Here is a 16,942-nt window from a genome sequence, read left to right as displayed (position 1 = left end):
GATTCGAACCTGCGACCAATTGATTAAAAGTCAACTGCTCTACCAACTGAGCTAACGACCCGAAGTGGTGGGTGATGACGGGATCGAACCGCCGACCCCCTCCTTGTAAGGGAGGTGCTCTCCCAGCTGAGCTAATCACCCACTTCGGTACTTCATATTTTGCAAGAAATCCAGCTGGCGAGAAAGTGGTGGGTGATGACGGGATCGAACCGCCGACCCCCTCCTTGTAAGGGAGGTGCTCTCCCAGCTGAGCTAATCACCCACTTCTCAATTTCTTGCTACACGGCGGAGACTACATAAAGTAGTTGGTGGGTGATGACGGGATCGAACCGCCGACCCCCTCCTTGTAAGGGAGGTGCTCTCCCAGCTGAGCTAATCACCCCCGCTGTGTGGAGTCGCATTATAGGGAGAGTTGAAAATGAGTCAACGCATTTTCTAAAGAAATTGTTCGTTCGTCGTAAAATTAGACAAAACGATCGCAAAATGGCCCGCATCGCATGATTTATAAACAAAAATGGCAAAGCGTGATGTTCCAACCGGATCAACATTGAGGAATCAAGCCACAGTGATAGAATACCCGCCTACTGATTTTTCCAGGATTTGCCGGTTGTCGGCATCTTTATAAACGTAAGGCCATTTCATGAAAATTAAAACTCGCTTCGCGCCAAGCCCGACAGGATATCTGCACGTCGGCGGTGCGCGTACTGCTCTTTATTCCTGGCTTTTTGCACGTAATCACGGCGGTGAGTTTGTGCTGCGTATTGAAGACACCGATCTCGAACGTTCCACGCCGGAAGCTATTGAAGCCATTATGGATGGCATGAACTGGCTGAGCCTGGAATGGGACGAGGGCCCTTACTATCAGACGAAACGCTTTGATCGCTATAACGCGGTGATTGATGAAATGCTCGAAGCAGGGACCGCATATAAATGCTACTGCTCTAAAGAGCGTCTGGAAGCGTTGCGTGAAGAACAGATGGCGAAGGGCGAGAAGCCACGTTATGACGGCCGCTGCCGTCATGGTCATGAACATCATGCGGAAGATGAACCGTGCGTGGTCCGTTTTGCTAACCCGCAGGATGGTTCCGTTATTTTTGACGATCAGATCCGTGGCCCGATCGAATTTAGCAACCAGGAGCTGGACGATCTCATTATTCGCCGCACTGACGGCTCTCCGACCTACAACTTCTGTGTGGTTGTCGATGACTGGGATATGGAGATTACCCACGTTATCCGTGGTGAAGACCATATCAACAACACCCCGCGCCAGATCAACATTCTGAAAGCGCTGAATGCGCCAGTGCCGGTTTATGCACATGTGTCGATGATCAACGGTGATGACGGTAAAAAACTGTCCAAACGTCATGGCGCAGTCAGCGTTATGCAGTACCGTGATGACGGTTATCTGCCGGAAGCGTTGCTGAACTATCTGGTTCGTCTGGGCTGGTCCAGCGGTGACCAGGAAATTTTTACCCGCGAAGAGATGATCAAACTCTTTTCTCTGGGGGCGGTGAGCAAATCTGCCAGCGCGTTCAATACTGAAAAATTGCAATGGCTGAACCATCACTACATTAACGCTCTGGCACCGGAATATGTGGCGACTCACCTGCAATGGCACATTGAGCAGGAAAACATCGACACCCGCGTTGGCCCACAACTGGCTGAACTGGTGAAATTGCTGGGTGAGCGTTGTAAGACCCTTAAAGAGATGGCGCAAAGCTGCCGTTACTTCTACGAAGATTTCGCTGAGTTTGATGCTGATGCAGCGAAAAAACATTTACGTCCGGTTGCGCGTCAGCCGCTGGAAGTGGTGCGTGACAAACTTGCCGCGATTGATACCTGGACTGCGGAAAATGTTCACCACGCGATTCAGGCGACTGCCGACGAGCTGGAAGTCGGTATGGGTAAAGTAGGGATGCCGCTGCGTGTTGCCGTCACTGGCGCAGGTCAGTCTCCGGGTCTGGACGTGACCGTTCATGCTATCGGGAAATCCCGTAGTATCGAACGTATTAACAAAGCACTGGCGTTTATTGCTGAGCGTGAAAATCAGCAGTAAGACTGGCGGGTAAATAAAAAACGGCAGGAGCGTATCCTGCCGTTTTTTATGGGATGTTACTGAGATTCATCAATATTCAGGCGAGCGAGAAAGCCGCGAATACCTTCACGTGACAGTAACTGTGCCAGTTTTTCTTGTTCTGTTGAGGACATGTTGTCCAGCGCATCAACAATCTGTCGATATGCATGACTGTGAGTAAAATGCTCGTATTCCGCGAGGGGTTCTTCCAGTTGATAAAACGCAGGAGTTTTGCGAAAGGCAGGAATATTGAGGATAAATTCCCGTACACTGGCATCTATATGAATGAGTCTTGCCCTACCACCTTTAACACCGGGAAATTTTTCTGTTTTCCAGTTTTGTTCTCTGATCCAACGGTTAACAGTTTGTTTGGCCACGTTCAGGCACTCTGCCAGCTCTTCCGTGGTCATTTTGCTGCGTAATCTTTTCATATTATTTGCTATCGCGAATCCCTAAGCGTTGTAACAAACCGGTAATTCCTTCCCGCAAGAGTAATGACGTAAAGTTCTTCTGTTCCGAAGGCGTCATCTCCTTGGCAAGCGTGATGAGCAGAGTCTCAAGTGAGGAGTCGCCAGATAACGGAAATGGTTCCGTCATACTTTCAGTTGGGCGTTCTGCACTACGGATATATTCACGTACCTGTTCATTGACATGAACCAGACGAGCCTTTCCTCCCTGAACTCCGGGTTTTGGTGATGTCGCCCAACCTTCCTTGCGTACCCATTTATTGATGGTCTGTCGGCTGTAACCGGTCAGATTCGCGAGTTCTTCTGGCGTCATCCGTTCCTTGAACATAAGATTCCCTGAATAGATGTGGGGTTAATTAGTGGTTCATTTTATAGCACCATTTTAGTAGAAACCGTGACGGGATTAACTACTGAATGCGAGTTGTTACGCAATGTTCTTCATTTGCATGCTTTTTCAGCGATTGAGTTCCGTAGGGTAATTTTGCCGTTGACACATGCGAAGGGAATTCATATGATGCCGCCCGTCAACTCGACAAGCTTTACGTAATGGGGCTATAGCTCAGCTGGGAGAGCGCCTGCTTTGCACGCAGGAGGTCTGCGGTTCGATCCCGCTTAGCTCCACCAAATTCTATCCCAAGGGATTTGGTACGTAATGGCATCGTGGGGCTATAGCTCAGCTGGGAGAGCGCTTGCATGGCATGCAAGAGGTCAGCGGTTCGATCCCGCTTAGCTCCACCAAAATTCTCACCCTCGCTGAAAAGCGGGGGTTTTTTATATCTGCGTTTTTCCCTTCTATTTCATACAATTTCACCTTTTATCGTCTCCCTCTACGTGATGCCATCGCTCGCAAAGCCTGGCGTTAAGCGGGTATCAGGTTGCTTCGTGTCGCGAATAAACTTATCATTTATGCGTCTACTTTTTCGATTTATGAGAGCATTGATTTAATGCTAGTGAATAGTAACGTTTTAAAAAACATAAGAAAATTTTCTCTGGCTTTAGCGCTTACCGTTATTGCGATACAATTTTCCCGCTTGATTTCCCCGTTAGCCGTTGTGGATTCCAGCTCTATTTACTTAGCCTGGTTGCCGCTGTGTGTGATTTATTCCGTACTTTTTCTCTTTGGCAGACACGGTATTGCACCCGTCATTTTTGGCATGATGGTAACCAATCAGTGGAACTTCCACCTGCCGTTTGCACAAGCAATGGTTCTTTTATTTTGCCAGCTCTTCTTTGTCTTAGGGATGTGCGCGTTGGTGCGTTGGCAAATCGGCTCTCGTTGGCGTTATCGAATCCCTGACAGAAATATCTGGGTGAGGGTGTTCTGGCTAGGGGTTATTGCTCCCGTTGGGATCAAAGTCATGATGCACCTGGCAGGGCGTTATCTGGACTTCCCGGTAGAGATCTCAACTTTTTTTGGCACTGCGACGGCTATATACACGATAGTTGACGTTTTAAGTTTGATTTCTGCCGCGATGATTTTCACTTTGTTTTTCTACTATCCCATACGCATGGTGGTGAATCCGCGTTATGCGCGCGTATTTTGGCGCAGGGAAGTCGTATCCCGGATTCGCAAAAAGAATCGACTCTTTTTCATGGGGTGGCTCGTCGTACTGTCGGCGATGTTAGGGGTGATGTGTACGCCGTATAATGCTGACTATGTTGCAGGTTACCTTGTTCCGGTGTTCTTCATCGTTTTTACGCTGGGAATCGGTAAGTTCAGCTATCCATTTTTGAATCTCAGTTGGGCTGTTTCAGCGCTTGCATTACTGACGTACAACGAAAATTTCCTGCAGGGCGTCGTATCAGCCTATTCACTGGCTTTTATTCTCTCTGTACTGATTTCATTCAGTATTTGTATGCTTTACATGGCGCGGATGTACCAGCGTGGAGAATGGCTTAATCGTCGCTGGCAGTTGCAGGCACTGACAGATCCGCTCACCCAATTCCCCAATCTTCGGGCGCTGGAGAAATTTCTGGGTAAAGAATCCGGGCAAAGTGTGTGTTGCCTGCGCATGGAGAATCTGGAGTTTCTGAGCCGCCATTACGGCATGCTGATGCGCGTTCATTGCAAGAAATCGGTATTTCGCACCTTACAACCTTTGCTGATGGAAAAAGAGAGCGTATTTCAACTCCCGGGGAGCGAGCTGTTGTTAGTGCTGTCAGGGCCAGAGACAGAAGCCAGATTGCAGCATATGGTTAACCTTCTCAACAGTCGAAAAATTCACTGGAATAATACCGGGCTGGATATGGAGTATGGCGCGTCCTGGGGGACGTTCGATGGTCAGCAAGAGACATTGCAACCTATGCTCGGGCAACTGAGCTGGTTGGCGGAACAATCCTGCACGCATCAGCAGATTCTGGCGCTGACGAATAGCCTTGAGGCGGCTTCCGGGCAGACGACTGAGCGGGTATTTTTGCTGCAAAAAATACGTAACGCCCTGGAAAGTGACGATTTGGTTTTGTATGCCCAGCCGATTTGTGACGCGCAAGGGAAGGGATACTATGAAATTCTGGCGCGGCTAAGAAGTGATGACGGCCTGATGATGCCTGACCAGTTTATCCCCTTAATTACCCAGTTTAACCTTAGTGCGCGCTTTGACTTGCAGGTGGTAGAGGCGTTGCTGAAATGGCTCTCTGCGCATCCTTCACAACAGAAAGGGGCACGTTTTTCCGTGAATTTGATGCCGCTGACGCTGATGCAACAAGAGATCTCGCTGCTCATTATTCGTCTGTTCAAACGTTATCAGATAGCGCCGGAAAGTGTGATTATTGAGATTACGGAAGAACAGGCTTTTTCTAACTCAGGGAGCAGCGTGCAGAACATTGAACATCTGCGTAAATTCGGTTTCAGGATAGCCATTGATGATTTTGGGACCGGGTATGCCAATTATGAACGTCTGAAACGCCTGAAAGCCGACATTATCAAGATCGATGGTATCTTCGTGAAAGATATTGTGACGGATTCTCTGGATGCCATGATCGTCAAATCCATCACCGACATGGCAAAAGCAAAGTCTCTGAGCGTAGTGGCTGAATTTGTCGAAACCCCGGAACAGAAAGCGCTTTTATTAAGTCTTGGCGTGGAGCATCTGCAGGGTTACCTGATTGGTCGACCTCGTCCGCTAACAGAATTGCAGGCATAAAAAAACCGGGGAGATGCTCCCCGGTTTTCAATGTCATCTTACATTACAGAACCAGTGCAGCGATAGACGCAGACAGTACGCTGACCAGCGTGGAGCCATACACCAGTTTCAGACCAAAGCGGGAAACCACGTTGCCTTGCTCTTCATTCAGGCCTTTGATTGCGCCTGCAATGATACCGATTGAAGAGAAGTTAGCGAAGGAAACGAGGAAGACCGACAGAATACCTTCAGCACGCGGAGAAAGCGTAGAGGCGATTTTCTGCAGATCCATCATCGCAACAAACTCGTTAGACACCAGTTTGGTCGCCATAATACTGCCCACCTGCAGCGCTTCGTTCGCCGGAACACCCATTACCCAGGCAATCGGATAGAAGATGTAACCCAGAATGCCCTGGAAGGAGATGCCCAGTACGGCAGCAAACAGTGCGTTCAGTGCAGCAATCAGGGCGATGAAACCAATCAGCATGGCGGCAACGATAATCGCTACTTTAAAACCAGCCAGAATGTATTCACCCAGCATTTCGAAGAAGCTTTGGCCTTCGTGCAGGTTGGACATCTGAATATCTTCTTCGCTGGCTTCTACGCGGTACGGGTTGATCAAAGACAGCACGATAAAGGTGCTGAACATGTTCAGAACCAACGCTGCAACCACATATTTCGGGTCCAGCATGGTCATGTAAGCGCCGACGATAGACATAGAAACCGTGGACATCGCCGTGGCGGCCATGGTGTACATGCGATTGCGCGACATTTTGCCAAGAATGTCTTTATAGGCAATAAAGTTCTCGGACTGGCCCAAAATCAGGGAGCTTACGGCGTTAAAGGATTCCAGTTTGCCCATGCCATTGACTTTGGACAGCAGGAAACCGATAGCACGGATAACGATCGGCAACACGCGAATATGCTGGAGAATACCGATCAGCGCAGAAATAAAGACGATAGGGCAAAGGACTTTCAGGAAGAAGAACGCCAGACCTTTATCGTTCATGTTGCCGAAGACGAAGTTTGTCCCTTCATTGGCGAACCCGAGCAGTTTTTCAAACATCTCGGAGAAGCCTTTTACAAAGCCCAGACCGACGTTCGAGTTCAGGAAGAACCACGCCAGTAAGACTTCAATGACGAGTAACTGAATAACGTAACGAATACGAATTTTTTTCCGGTCATGGCTTACCAGCAGCGCGAGTACGGCAACGACAGTAAGGGCCAGGACAAAATGAAGGACGCGGTCCATATTTGCTCCAAATATGAGGCAGGTTTAATTTCCGTGCACATTCTATGTAACAACACCAAAGAAAACGAGATCAAACACACACTATAATAAGGACCTGTGACGAGATTCAAAATTAGTGATCTGCGATACACTTCCGTTATGCTGCGTATGGAAGTGAAAAGTTATGTCATTGTGCTAATCTAATAACAATTATTAAACAATATACAACCCTATCCCAATACCTCAACGATCTATCGCTCAAGGCTATCAGAGAAATCAATTTTACCCGCTTTAATGCACTTGATAAGCATTCTCAACAAACATAACATGAAACATAGCAAAGGCTATGTTTCTGAGGCAAAAGATGACAAACGATCGCGTTGAGAGTAGCAGTGGACGGGCAGCGCGCAAGTTGAGGCTCGCATTAATGGGACCTGCATTCATCGCGGCTATCGGATATATCGACCCCGGTAACTTTGCGACCAATATTCAGGCCGGCGCCAGCTTTGGGTATCAATTGCTGTGGGTGGTCATCTGGGCCAACCTGATGGCGATGTTGATCCAGATTCTGTCGGCCAAACTGGGTATTGCGACCAGTAAAAATCTCGCTGAACAGATTCGTGACCACTACCCGCGTCCTGTGGTTTGGTTCTATTGGGTTCAGGCCGAAATTATCGCTATGGCGACCGATTTGGCGGAATTTATCGGCGCGGCCATCGGCTTTAAACTCATTCTTGGCATCTCGTTATTGCAGGGAGCGGTACTGACCGGTATTGCCACGTTTTTGATTCTGATGCTACAACGCCGTGGGCAGAAACCGCTCGAGAAAGTGATTGGCGGATTACTGCTCTTTGTGGCGGCAGCTTATATTGTGGAGTTGATTTTCTCCCAGCCGAATCTGGCGCAACTGAGTAAAGGCGTGATTATCCCGAGTTTACCCAACTCTGAAGCTGTCTTCCTGGCGGCCGGGGTTCTGGGGGCGACGATCATGCCGCACGTTATTTATCTGCACTCCTCTTTAACCCAACATTTGCACGGCGGTTCGCGCCAGCAGCGCTATTCGGCAACCAAATGGGATGTGGCTATCGCGATGACTATCGCGGGGTTTGTGAACCTGGCGATGATGGCGACTGCCGCTGCGGCGTTCCACTTTAGTGGTCACTCCGGTGTTGCCGACCTTGATCAAGCCTATTTAACACTGAAACCGCTGCTTAGCCATGCCGCCGCCACTGTGTTTGGCTTGAGCCTCGTGGCGGCAGGGCTCTCCTCCACCGTGGTGGGAACCTTGGCAGGACAGGTCGTGATGCAGGGGTTTATTCGCTTTCATATTCCGCTTTGGGTGCGCCGTACGGTCACGATGCTGCCGTCGTTTATTGTGATTCTGATGGGGCTTGACCCGACACGTATTCTGGTGATGAGTCAGGTATTGCTCAGCTTTGGTATTGCGCTGGCGCTGGTACCTTTACTGATCTTCACCAGCGACCGTTCCCTGATGGGCGATTTGGTTAACACCTCATGGGTAAAATATCTGGGATGGCTAATTGTCATACTGGTTGTCGCGCTAAATATCTGGCTGCTGGTCGGTACGGCGCTGGGATTGTAACAATACCCGGCGCTACCAGAAAACGGTCGGACATAAACAGAGTGCAATAAAAAAGAGCCCGAAGGCTCTTTTTTAATGGTGATGTTTTTTACCGTGACCGTGGCCATGACCACGATGATCGTCGCGATCGTTCCAGCCTTCACGGTATCCGCGTTCGTAAGCTTTGCGCTTATCCCAACCACGGTGATAACCATTATCATGTCGCCGCCAGCGATTCTCGCGCCATTCATAGTGATGGTGCCAATAATCGCGGTCACGCCAGTATCCGCCGTCCCAGTAGTTACCGTAATTGTCGCGATCGCCAATTTGTAATTTTATTGATGGCAACAGGGTGATTTCGCCAGCGTTAGCGGCCAGCGGTGTAAAAGCCAGTAAGGCTGCCGCCAGAATCAGTGACCTGAACATACTTTCTCTCCTTCACGATCGAAGCCGTAACCGGCCTGTTAACGCAATATTACGAGGCAGTAAAGCCCCGTTTCATCGCCTTAACTCTTAAATTTTGTAAGAGAGCATTTTTTGTTAAAACTGTATTTATTTTTTCTTATCCAGGATGGCGTCAATTTCTGAACATTCCTCGGCAGAGAAGTGGCGATTTGCCAGCATTCCAATGGCGTCCTCTATTTGCGCGCATTTACTGGCGCCAATCAGAACGGAGGTGACGTTATCGTCGCGGAGCACCCAGGCTAATGCCATTTGCGAAAGCTTCTGCCCCCGGCGTGCAGCCAGTGCGTTCAACTGGCGGACTTTATCCAGTTTTTCGGCGGTGATCTGGTCAGGATTCAGAAAACGGCTTGCGCTGGCTGCACGGGAGTCGGCAGGAATACCATTGAGATAGCGGTCAGTTAACTGCCCCCCAGCCAGAGGTGAGAAGGCGATACTCCCGACACCTTTCTCCTGTAACAACGATAAAAGCCCCCCTTCCACCCAGCGTTCGAACAGAGAGTATTTGGGTTGGTGGATCAGGCAAGGTGTTCCCAGATCGTCAAGAATCTCAATGGCTTGTCGGGCAAGATCTGCCGGGTAATTTGAAAGTCCCACATAAAGAGCCTTTCCCTGACGAACAACATGATCCAGGGCCTTCATCGTCTCTTTGAGTGGTGTTTCGGGATCGGGACGGTGGTGATAAAAAATATCGACATACTCAAGCCCCATGCGTTTCAGGCTTTGATCAAGACTGGAGATCAAATATTTACGCGAACCCCAATCGCCGTAAGGTCCTTCCCACATGGTGTAACCCGCTTTTGTGGAAATAATGAGTTCGTCGCGCCAGGGTAAGAAATCTTCCTGAAGAATACGCCCGAAGTTGCGTTCTGCGGCGCCGGGAGGTGGACCGTAGTTGTTGGCGAGATCAAAATGGGTGATACCCAGGTCAAAAGCGCGTTGTAGGAGTGAGCGACTGTTTTCTAGCTGGGTGGTGTCGCCAAAATTATGCCATAGCCCCAATGAAATCGCAGGAAGCTTTAATCCGCTTTGGCCGCAGCGGTGGTATTCCATTGTCTGATAACGATTTTCATCAGCCTGATAAGTCATTTTGTTACTCCTGTCAGTGACGTCAACTTTTAAGTGTATACGTTTACACTGAATCATATTCAATGAGATTTTTTTGCGAAAACTGTAAATTCTGCTTTCCACCCCCAATCGCCGTGACGTTTCTGGACAGCTATCACAGTTCTTTAATACTCAACAGTGAGGTTACCGTCAGAAGGATTGCTGTCATGAAAACCCTCTATTCAATAGCGGATTATCTGCTGGACAGACTGGCAGGTTGCGGTATCAACCATCTTTTTGGTGTGCCGGGCGATTATAATTTGCAGTTTCTCGACCATGTTATTGAGCACCCCGAGGTATGTTGGGTCGGGTGTGCAAACGAACTGAATGCCGCCTATGCTGCCGATGGTTACGCCAGGGTTGCGGGGGCAGGGGCATTACTGACGACATTTGGCGTCGGTGAATTAAGCGCTATCAACGGTATTGCGGGAAGTTACGCAGAGTTTGTTCCCGTATTACATATTGTAGGGGCACCATGCCGGGGCGCACAGCGAAGGAGGGAGCTGATGCACCACACTCTTGGCGATGGTGATTTTCAGCACTTTTACCGTATGAGCCAGTCGGTCACGGTTGCCAGCGCCATACTGGATGAACAAAATGCCTGCCACGAAATTGACCGTGTGCTGCGTGAAATGCTGACCGAACGTCGGCCCGGTTATCTGATGCTCCCTGCGGATGTGGCCAGAGCGCCAGCTACCCCGTGCTCAAACACGCTCACGGTAACGCCGCCAGAGCCAGACAGCAGCGTCGTGGCTGCGTTTCGCTACCATGCCCGCCAGCGATTGCTAAACAGCCCACGGGTCGCATTGTTAGCCGATTTTCTGGCGCTGCGTTTTGGCCTACAGCCAGTGCTTCAACGCTGGATGGCGGAGACGCCGATGGCGCATGCCACCTTATTGATGGGTAAGGGGTTATTTGACGAACAGCATCCGCATTTTGTCGGCACCTATAGCGCCAGCGCCAGTAATGAATATGTGCGCCAGGCGATAGAGGATGTCGATATGACCCTTTGCATCGGCACCCGATTCATTGACACACTGACCGCCGGTTTCAGTCAGCAACTTCCGCAGGAACGCACGATTGATGTCCAGCCTCATGCCTCGCGAGTGGGCAATACCTGGTTCAGTGGTCTTTCTATGGAACAAGCCGTCACCACATTACGAGAATTGTGCCTGGAGCTGTCTTTTTCCCCGCCTCCTGCTCGTCCTCCCGCTGCGCGTACACAGGTAGAAAAGGGACCGCTGACGCAGGAAAATTTCTGGCATACGCTGCAGAAGTATCTGGTTCCAGGGGATATTGTGCTTGCCGATCAGGGTACCGCCGCGTTTGGCGCAGCCTCGCTCTCGCTTCCTGCTGGGGTGGACGTACTGGTACAGCCGCTTTGGGGATCGATTGGCTACTCGCTGCCTGCGGCATTTGGCGCGCAAACTGCCTCTCCAGGCCGGCGGGTGATCCTGATAACCGGGGATGGCGCGGCACAACTGACCATTCAGGAGCTGGGGTCAATGATGCGCAATGGACAGACGCCGATCGTGTTACTGCTCAACAATGACGGTTACACCGTGGAACGCGCCATTCACGGCGAGAATCAACGGTATAACGATATTGCTAGCTGGAACTGGACTCAGGTGCCACATGCGTTGAATGCAGAAGGCCTGGCAGAATGCTGGCGGGTGACGCAGGCTGTTCAACTGGAAGAGGTGCTTGAACGCCTGAAATATCCGCAGCGGCTTTCGCTGATCGAAGTCATGTTGCCGAAAGCCGATTTACCGGACCTGCTACGGACGATCACCCGCTCGCTGGAAGCGCATAATGGCGCTTAGTTATTCATCGTGACGATGGGCGATCATCATCGGTTTCCCTGCCAGCAGTAGCCACGCCGGGAGCATCACGATACACAACAATGGCAGCAGGGTCGCGTCAGGGACGACGACTGCTGCCATAAACAGACTCAGCCATCCGTCACGCGTGACCACCAGCACCAAGCCAAGAATCGCGCAGGATACGGTGATTGCCGCCGGAACCGCTTCCACGTGGGCATGTAGCATCAAACCTAACGCCACGCCCACAAACACCGCCGGAAATATCCGGCCGCCACGAAAACCACTGGCGGCCGCAACGACCAGTGCCGCCAGTTTTACCACGGCGAGCATAAAAAAGTCAGAGGCACCCAGGGTCTGACCAAAGGCCAGTTGCTGCATCTCGTCCAGACCTTTAAATAAGGTCAACGGTCCACCGAGCACCCCCAGAATACCCAGGATAAAGCCGCCGACGCCCAGCATCAGTACTGGGTTTTTCAGTCGATGTATCAACTGGTGTAAACGCGGCAAACACCAGACCGCCACCATCCCCGTCGCTATCGCAATTGCTGCCACGACGGCACCACTAAAGATATCCACCAGTTGCATCTGCGTGTAGTGGGCAATGGGTAAAGAAAAATGAGGATGAAAAAACAGGCTGGTGGTGAGTGATCCCGCGGCGGCCGCCATCATGGGCGCAAACAGGCGATCCCACAGGGGGATGTCATTGGTGCCGTTCAGCGTTTGTGAAAATATCAGCGCGGCGGCAACCGGAGTGCCAAATAACGCCCCGATAGTGCCGGCAGACGCCAGAATAGTCCAGTCGAGGGCGCCAATTCGGGGGACCAGGCGGGCGCCGAGGGCAACGGCTAACGCGATATTCACCGCCATAATGGGATGTTCCGGACCCAGGCTCACTCCGCCAGCCAGACCGAGGATCAGCGCCATCAGTAAACCGGGAAGTGCGCCCGGGCTTACCGGCGTGCTGATTAACGGTTCCGTCGCCGGATCGGGACCGGCATGGCCAGGGCTGAAGCGGATAACGAGTCCGACCATCATCCCGGTCAGCGTCAGAATGCCGACAATCCATAGCGATGAGTCGTGAGCCACGCCGAGGCTGGCTGGCAGACGTTCCCACAGTATCTGCTGTAAAACGTTCGCGACTTTCATTACGGCGATTAATATCAGGCTGGATACAACCCCGATGATCAGTGCGGGAACGGATAATAACAGCATGGTTCTGGCTCGCGGATGGAGCATGATTCATTCCTTGTACAAGGGTATAAGCCATAGTTTGCACAACCTGCTGGCTGTCATCGCTGCAAATGGTGCTGAAACGATAAAGTAATTCTGTGACCCAGATCGATATTTTCAGGGCACCTGCTTTCCAGGCGTTGTTGTTATGCCCTCGTGAATTTACAGTGTGGCAAAGAATTATTTTGACTTTAGCGGAGCAGTAGAAGAATGACAAAGTATGCATTAGTAGGTGATGTCGGCGGCACCAACGCGCGTCTTGCTCTGTGCGATATTGCCAGCGGAGAAATTTCTCAGGCGAAAACCTATTCGGGGCTTGATTACCCGAGCCTGGAAGCCGTGGTGCGTGTCTATCTGGATGAGCATAGCGTCAGTGTGGAAGACGGATGTATCGCCATTGCCTGTCCGGTAACCGGTGATTGGGTGGCAATGACCAACCATACCTGGGCATTTTCTATTGCGGAAATGAAAAAGAATTTGGGGTTCAGCCATCTGGAAATCATCAATGATTTCACCGCCGTATCGATGGCGATCCCGATGCTGAAAAAAGAGCATGTGATTCAGTTCGGCGGTGCGGAACCTGTTGAAGGTAAGCCCATCGCGGTGTATGGCGCGGGAACCGGCTTAGGCGTGGCGCATTTGGTGCATGTTGATAAGCGTTGGGTCAGTCTGCCGGGCGAAGGGGGGCATGTTGACTTTGCACCGAACAGCGAAGAAGAGGGCATCATCCTGGAAGAATTGCGTGCCGAAATTGGTCACGTTTCGGCTGAACGCGTGCTGTCAGGCCCTGGTCTTGTGAACTTGTATCGCGCAATTGTGAAATCAGACGGGCGTCTGCCGGAAAATTTACAACCGAAGGATGTCACCGAACGTGCGCTGGCAGATACCTGCATTGATTGTCGTCGTGCACTGTCGTTGTTTTGCGTCATTATGGGGCGCTTCGGCGGCAATCTGGCGTTAACGCTGGGAACCTTTGGCGGTGTTTATATTGCGGGGGGGATTGTGCCGCGCTTCCTGGAGTTCTTCAAAGCGTCGGGCTTCCGTGGCGGATTTGAGGATAAAGGCCGTTTTAAAGCCTATGTTCAGGACATTCCTGTTTATCTGATCGTACATGACAACCCAGGTTTACTTGGCTCCGGCGCGCATATGCGCCAGACGCTGGGGCATATTCTGTAACCGGAAAACCGGATGGTGTGTACGAAGCCATCCGGTAATCACTGCACAACAGACGAAATAATCATTTGTCCCCGAGCTACAAATGCATGAGTTGCCTGAATTCCTTCACTTTACTCCGACTGACCGGGATTTCGAATTCCAGATCTTTGAGCCGCAGAATGTAGGTGTTGTTAAACCACGGTTCTATCTCGCGAATTTTATTCAGATTGACGCAAAATGAGCGGTGGCAGCGGAAGAAATGTGACGCCGGAAGTTTGCTGCAAAATTCGGTGATATTCATTGGCATCACATACGATTCCCGCCGCGTATAAACAAAGGTCATCTTTTCATGGGCTTCTGCGTAATAAATATCGTTGATCGGCGTGACGATAATCCGCTCATCTTTCACTAAGTTGATGGTGTCATTCTCACGCGTGACGGGATTCGCGGGCGCGGTTCCAGGCTGTAGTTGCTGTTGTTGCCAGGCGGATTCCAGTTTTCGCAGCATGCCAACAATACGTGACTCCTGGTAAGGCTTCAGAATGTAGTCAAATGCTTCCAGTTCGAACGCTTCCACCGCATGTTCCTTCCACGCAGTGATAAACACGATAAAGGGTTTATGGGCGAACTGACTGATGTTTTGCGCCAACAGAACGCCATCCAGCGACGGAATATTAATATCCAGAAAGATGGCATCGACGCGGTTATGCTGAAGAAACTTCAGAACATCCAGACCATCGTCAAACGTACCGACAATCTCCATCTGGCTGTGTTCTTTTATCAGCCAGCTTAACTCTTGCTGGGCAAGAAATTCATCTTCAACAATGATGACTTTCACAACGCATCTCCGAATTAAAGCAATAACGTTGCCGGCGCGGCGGCAGGGGAGTGCTGATTAGGCACATAGAACGCAATCTCGGTACCGGGCTCCAGGCGACGGATATGCAGTCCTTCACCATATAACAGCTTAACGCGGTGGTGGACATTGAGCAGACCAATTTTATTTCCCGGCATTTCATTGGATTCCACCCGCTCGATCACTTTGGGATCAATGCCGTGACCGGTATCTCTGACGGCAATCCGTACTCGATTACCGCATTCGGCGACGCTGATAGTGACCACGCCTTTCCCTTTGCAAGGCTGGATACCGTGGACGATAGCATTCTCCACCAACGGTTGAATAAGCAGGCTGGGAATATAGCAGCTCACCTCTTCATCGATATCATAAATGACCGTCAATTTGTCGCCAAAGCGGGCCTGCTCAATGGCAATGTAATCTTTAATTTGATACAGCTCTTTCTTGATATCAATCTGCTCATCATCTTTCAATTCAATGTTATAGCGCAGGTAGCGCGATAAATTAAAAATGAGCTGGCGAGCGGTGTCCGGGTTTAAGCGGATGGAGGATGAAATGGCATTCAGCGCATTAAACAGGAAATGAGGATTTATTTTACTTTGCAATGCCCGCAGCTCTGCCTTATTTGCCATTTCACGTAATTGTTCAGCGCGAGAGACTTCCAGTTGTGTCGAGATGATTTGCGACAGGCCAACCGCCATCTCCTGCAAAGAGGAGGTGATCTGATGTGCGTGACAGTAATAAATTTTAAGCGTGCCAGTGACGATACCTTTCTCCCACAGCGGGATCACCAGCATGGAGTGTATCTCTGGCGTTCGATGCGCTTCATCGTTGTTTTTTATAATGATCTTGCCGTAGTTTATTGCCTGCTGAGTGGTTGGACTGACAAAATCATCGTTCTCGCGATAATTGATTTCCCCGACACCGACATAGGCAAGCACATGCTGGGTATTGGTGATGGCGACCGCATCGGCGTGAATATCGTGGCGAATGATTTCGCATACCTGGCGTAATGACTCGCTGTTGACCTGACGAAAAAGCGGCAGTGTTTTGTTCGCAATATCCAGCGCCAGCTTAGCTTGCCGCGCAGCGCTGGCTTCCTTTTCCCCTTCAACGCTCTGTACCAACAGCACGATGAAGCCGATGCAAACGCTGCCGAGGATCATGGGAATACCGATCTTCGAGACAATATCCAGACCCAGTTCGGTGGTGGGGGCCCATACAATCACCAGAATCATGGTCAGCGTTTCACACAACACGCCGCCTAAAATACCCGCCCGCCAGTGTTGCGCTTTGGGGATTTTGCGATTAATCCATCCCGCAATGCAGCCTGCCAGAATGCTGGTGATAAAACACGGTATGGCAGTAACACCTCCGATATCAATGAGATAGCGATGGATGCCAGCGATAACCCCTGTAATGACACCCACCCACGGGCCAAACAAAATTCCGCCTGACATGACGGCGATAATGCGCACATTGACCAGCGAGCCTTCCACGGGAACGCCGGACCAGGTGCTGAACAGCGCAAACATGGAAAAGATGGCGGTAACGGCAAGCAACTCTTTTGGGGAGTGTGCTGACTTGTGCAACAGTTCGCGGAACAGACGGATACGAATGAGGAAAAAAAGACAGAACAGCATCAGCGCTGCCCGATCGAATACCGCCAGCAGCATGTTGAATATTTCGTGCACGGGTGACTCTTGCGAAAGGATTAAACCCCTATGATAGGTAACCTGAGCCCACTTGACCAGCGTACCGGGAAGTCATCTCTAATGAGGAAAAACCATAATATTAAAAGGGGATTGGTATTCATCCAGTTAATTGGCCGTA

At 50.5% G+C, this 16,942-nt stretch carries 14 protein-coding genes and 5 tRNA genes; 8 read left to right on the top strand and 11 right to left on the bottom strand.

The window, feature by feature from the left end; all coding sequences use genetic code 11:
- Positions 1-65: 65 nt before the first annotated feature.
- The 3 genes from CJP72_RS21050 to CJP72_RS21040 form a co-directional block, all read right to left on the bottom strand.
- Positions 66-141 (bottom strand) — tRNA-Val (locus CJP72_RS21050).
- Between the two features lie 45 nt (positions 142-186).
- Positions 187-262: transfer RNA gene (locus tag CJP72_RS21045), tRNA-Val, on the bottom strand.
- Positions 263-306: 44 nt separating this feature from the next.
- A tRNA-Val gene (locus CJP72_RS21040) sits at positions 307-382 on the bottom strand.
- A gap of 258 nt (positions 383-640) precedes the next feature.
- Between CJP72_RS21040 and gltX the strand changes: the two genes are divergently transcribed.
- The gene (gene gltX / locus CJP72_RS21035) at positions 641-2,056 is read left to right on the top strand and encodes a glutamate--tRNA ligase (protein WP_162383260.1); all 1,416 of its coding nucleotides are present in this window, start codon (positions 641-643) and stop codon (positions 2,054-2,056) included.
- A gap of 56 nt (positions 2,057-2,112) precedes the next feature.
- On the opposite strand, the gene CJP72_RS21030 is transcribed toward gltX, so the two are convergent.
- Entirely contained in the window at positions 2,113-2,505 is a 393-nt protein-coding gene (locus CJP72_RS21030; protein WP_162383259.1) for a MerR family transcriptional regulator, read from the bottom strand.
- A gap of 1 nt (position 2,506) precedes the next feature.
- Positions 2,507-2,869: a YfeC-like transcriptional regulator gene (locus CJP72_RS21025; RefSeq protein ID WP_162383258.1), complete on the bottom strand. Its 363-nt coding sequence runs from the start codon at positions 2,867-2,869 to the stop codon at positions 2,507-2,509.
- A gap of 220 nt (positions 2,870-3,089) precedes the next feature.
- Here CJP72_RS21025 and CJP72_RS21020 point away from each other — a divergent pair.
- The 3 genes from CJP72_RS21020 to CJP72_RS21010 all read left to right on the top strand — a co-directional run bounded on the left by CJP72_RS21020 (position 3,090) and on the right by CJP72_RS21010 (position 5,684).
- Positions 3,090-3,165, top strand: a tRNA-Ala gene (locus CJP72_RS21020).
- Between the two features lie 38 nt (positions 3,166-3,203).
- Positions 3,204-3,279: transfer RNA gene (locus CJP72_RS21015), tRNA-Ala, on the top strand.
- Positions 3,280-3,485: 206 nt separating this feature from the next.
- Positions 3,486-5,684 (top strand): sensor domain-containing phosphodiesterase, encoded by a 2,199-nt coding sequence (locus CJP72_RS21010; RefSeq protein WP_162383257.1) that lies wholly within the window; start codon positions 3,486-3,488, stop codon positions 5,682-5,684.
- 43 nt (positions 5,685-5,727) lie between these two features.
- Here the strand turns inward: CJP72_RS21010 and nupC are convergent, their stop codons facing one another.
- Complete coding sequence (gene nupC / locus CJP72_RS21005; RefSeq protein WP_162383256.1) at positions 5,728-6,915, bottom strand: nucleoside permease NupC; 1,188 nt, start codon at positions 6,913-6,915, stop codon at positions 5,728-5,730.
- A gap of 273 nt (positions 6,916-7,188) precedes the next feature.
- On the opposite strand from nupC, the gene CJP72_RS26400 reads away from it, so the two are divergent.
- On the top strand, positions 7,189-7,278 hold the full coding sequence (locus tag CJP72_RS26400; protein WP_446714984.1) for a hypothetical protein: 90 nt from the start codon (positions 7,189-7,191) through the stop codon (positions 7,276-7,278).
- Positions 7,259-8,497: an Nramp family divalent metal transporter gene (locus CJP72_RS21000; protein WP_162383255.1), complete on the top strand. Its 1,239-nt coding sequence runs from the start codon at positions 7,259-7,261 to the stop codon at positions 8,495-8,497. Before CJP72_RS26400 ends, CJP72_RS21000 begins: the two co-directional genes overlap by 20 nt.
- A gap of 72 nt (positions 8,498-8,569) precedes the next feature.
- Here CJP72_RS21000 and ypeC read toward each other — a convergent pair whose 3' ends face one another.
- Together ypeC and mgrA are read right to left on the bottom strand one after the other, a co-directional pair.
- Positions 8,570-8,902 (bottom strand): DUF2502 domain-containing protein YpeC, encoded by a 333-nt coding sequence (gene ypeC, locus CJP72_RS20995; protein ID WP_162383254.1) that lies wholly within the window; start codon positions 8,900-8,902, stop codon positions 8,570-8,572.
- 126 nt (positions 8,903-9,028) lie between these two features.
- On the bottom strand, positions 9,029-10,027 hold the full coding sequence (gene mgrA, locus CJP72_RS20990) for an L-glyceraldehyde 3-phosphate reductase (protein WP_162383253.1): 999 nt from the start codon (positions 10,025-10,027) through the stop codon (positions 9,029-9,031).
- Between the two features lie 185 nt (positions 10,028-10,212).
- Here mgrA and CJP72_RS20985 point away from each other — a divergent pair, with 185 nt between their 5' ends.
- Positions 10,213-11,868, top strand: coding sequence for an alpha-keto acid decarboxylase family protein (locus CJP72_RS20985; RefSeq protein WP_162383252.1), 1,656 nt, complete (start codon positions 10,213-10,215; stop codon positions 11,866-11,868).
- On the opposite strand, the gene CJP72_RS20980 is transcribed toward CJP72_RS20985, so the two are convergent.
- Complete coding sequence (locus tag CJP72_RS20980; RefSeq protein WP_162383251.1) at positions 11,869-13,104, bottom strand: ion channel protein; 1,236 nt, start codon at positions 13,102-13,104, stop codon at positions 11,869-11,871.
- Between the two features lie 204 nt (positions 13,105-13,308).
- Here CJP72_RS20980 and glk point away from each other — a divergent pair, with 204 nt between their 5' ends.
- Positions 13,309-14,274, top strand: a complete 966-nt coding sequence (gene glk / locus CJP72_RS20975) for a glucokinase (protein WP_162383250.1) — start codon at positions 13,309-13,311, stop codon at positions 14,272-14,274.
- Between the two features lie 76 nt (positions 14,275-14,350).
- On the opposite strand, the gene ypdB is transcribed toward glk, so the two are convergent.
- Positions 14,351-15,091, bottom strand: a complete 741-nt coding sequence (gene ypdB / locus CJP72_RS20970; protein WP_162383249.1) for a two-component system response regulator YpdB — start codon at positions 15,089-15,091, stop codon at positions 14,351-14,353.
- A 14-nt stretch (positions 15,092-15,105) separates the two neighbouring features.
- Complete coding sequence (ypdA, locus tag CJP72_RS20965; RefSeq protein ID WP_162383248.1) at positions 15,106-16,803, bottom strand: two-component system sensor histidine kinase YpdA; 1,698 nt, start codon at positions 16,801-16,803, stop codon at positions 15,106-15,108.
- Positions 16,804-16,942 lie beyond the last annotated feature (139 nt).

The sequence above is a fragment of the Citrobacter sp. NCU1 genome, assembly GCF_010231475.1.
In the GTDB taxonomy this organism is placed as follows: Bacteria; Pseudomonadota; Gammaproteobacteria; order Enterobacterales; family Enterobacteriaceae; genus Citrobacter_D.
This window is presented reverse-complemented; position numbering and strand designations above follow the sequence as displayed.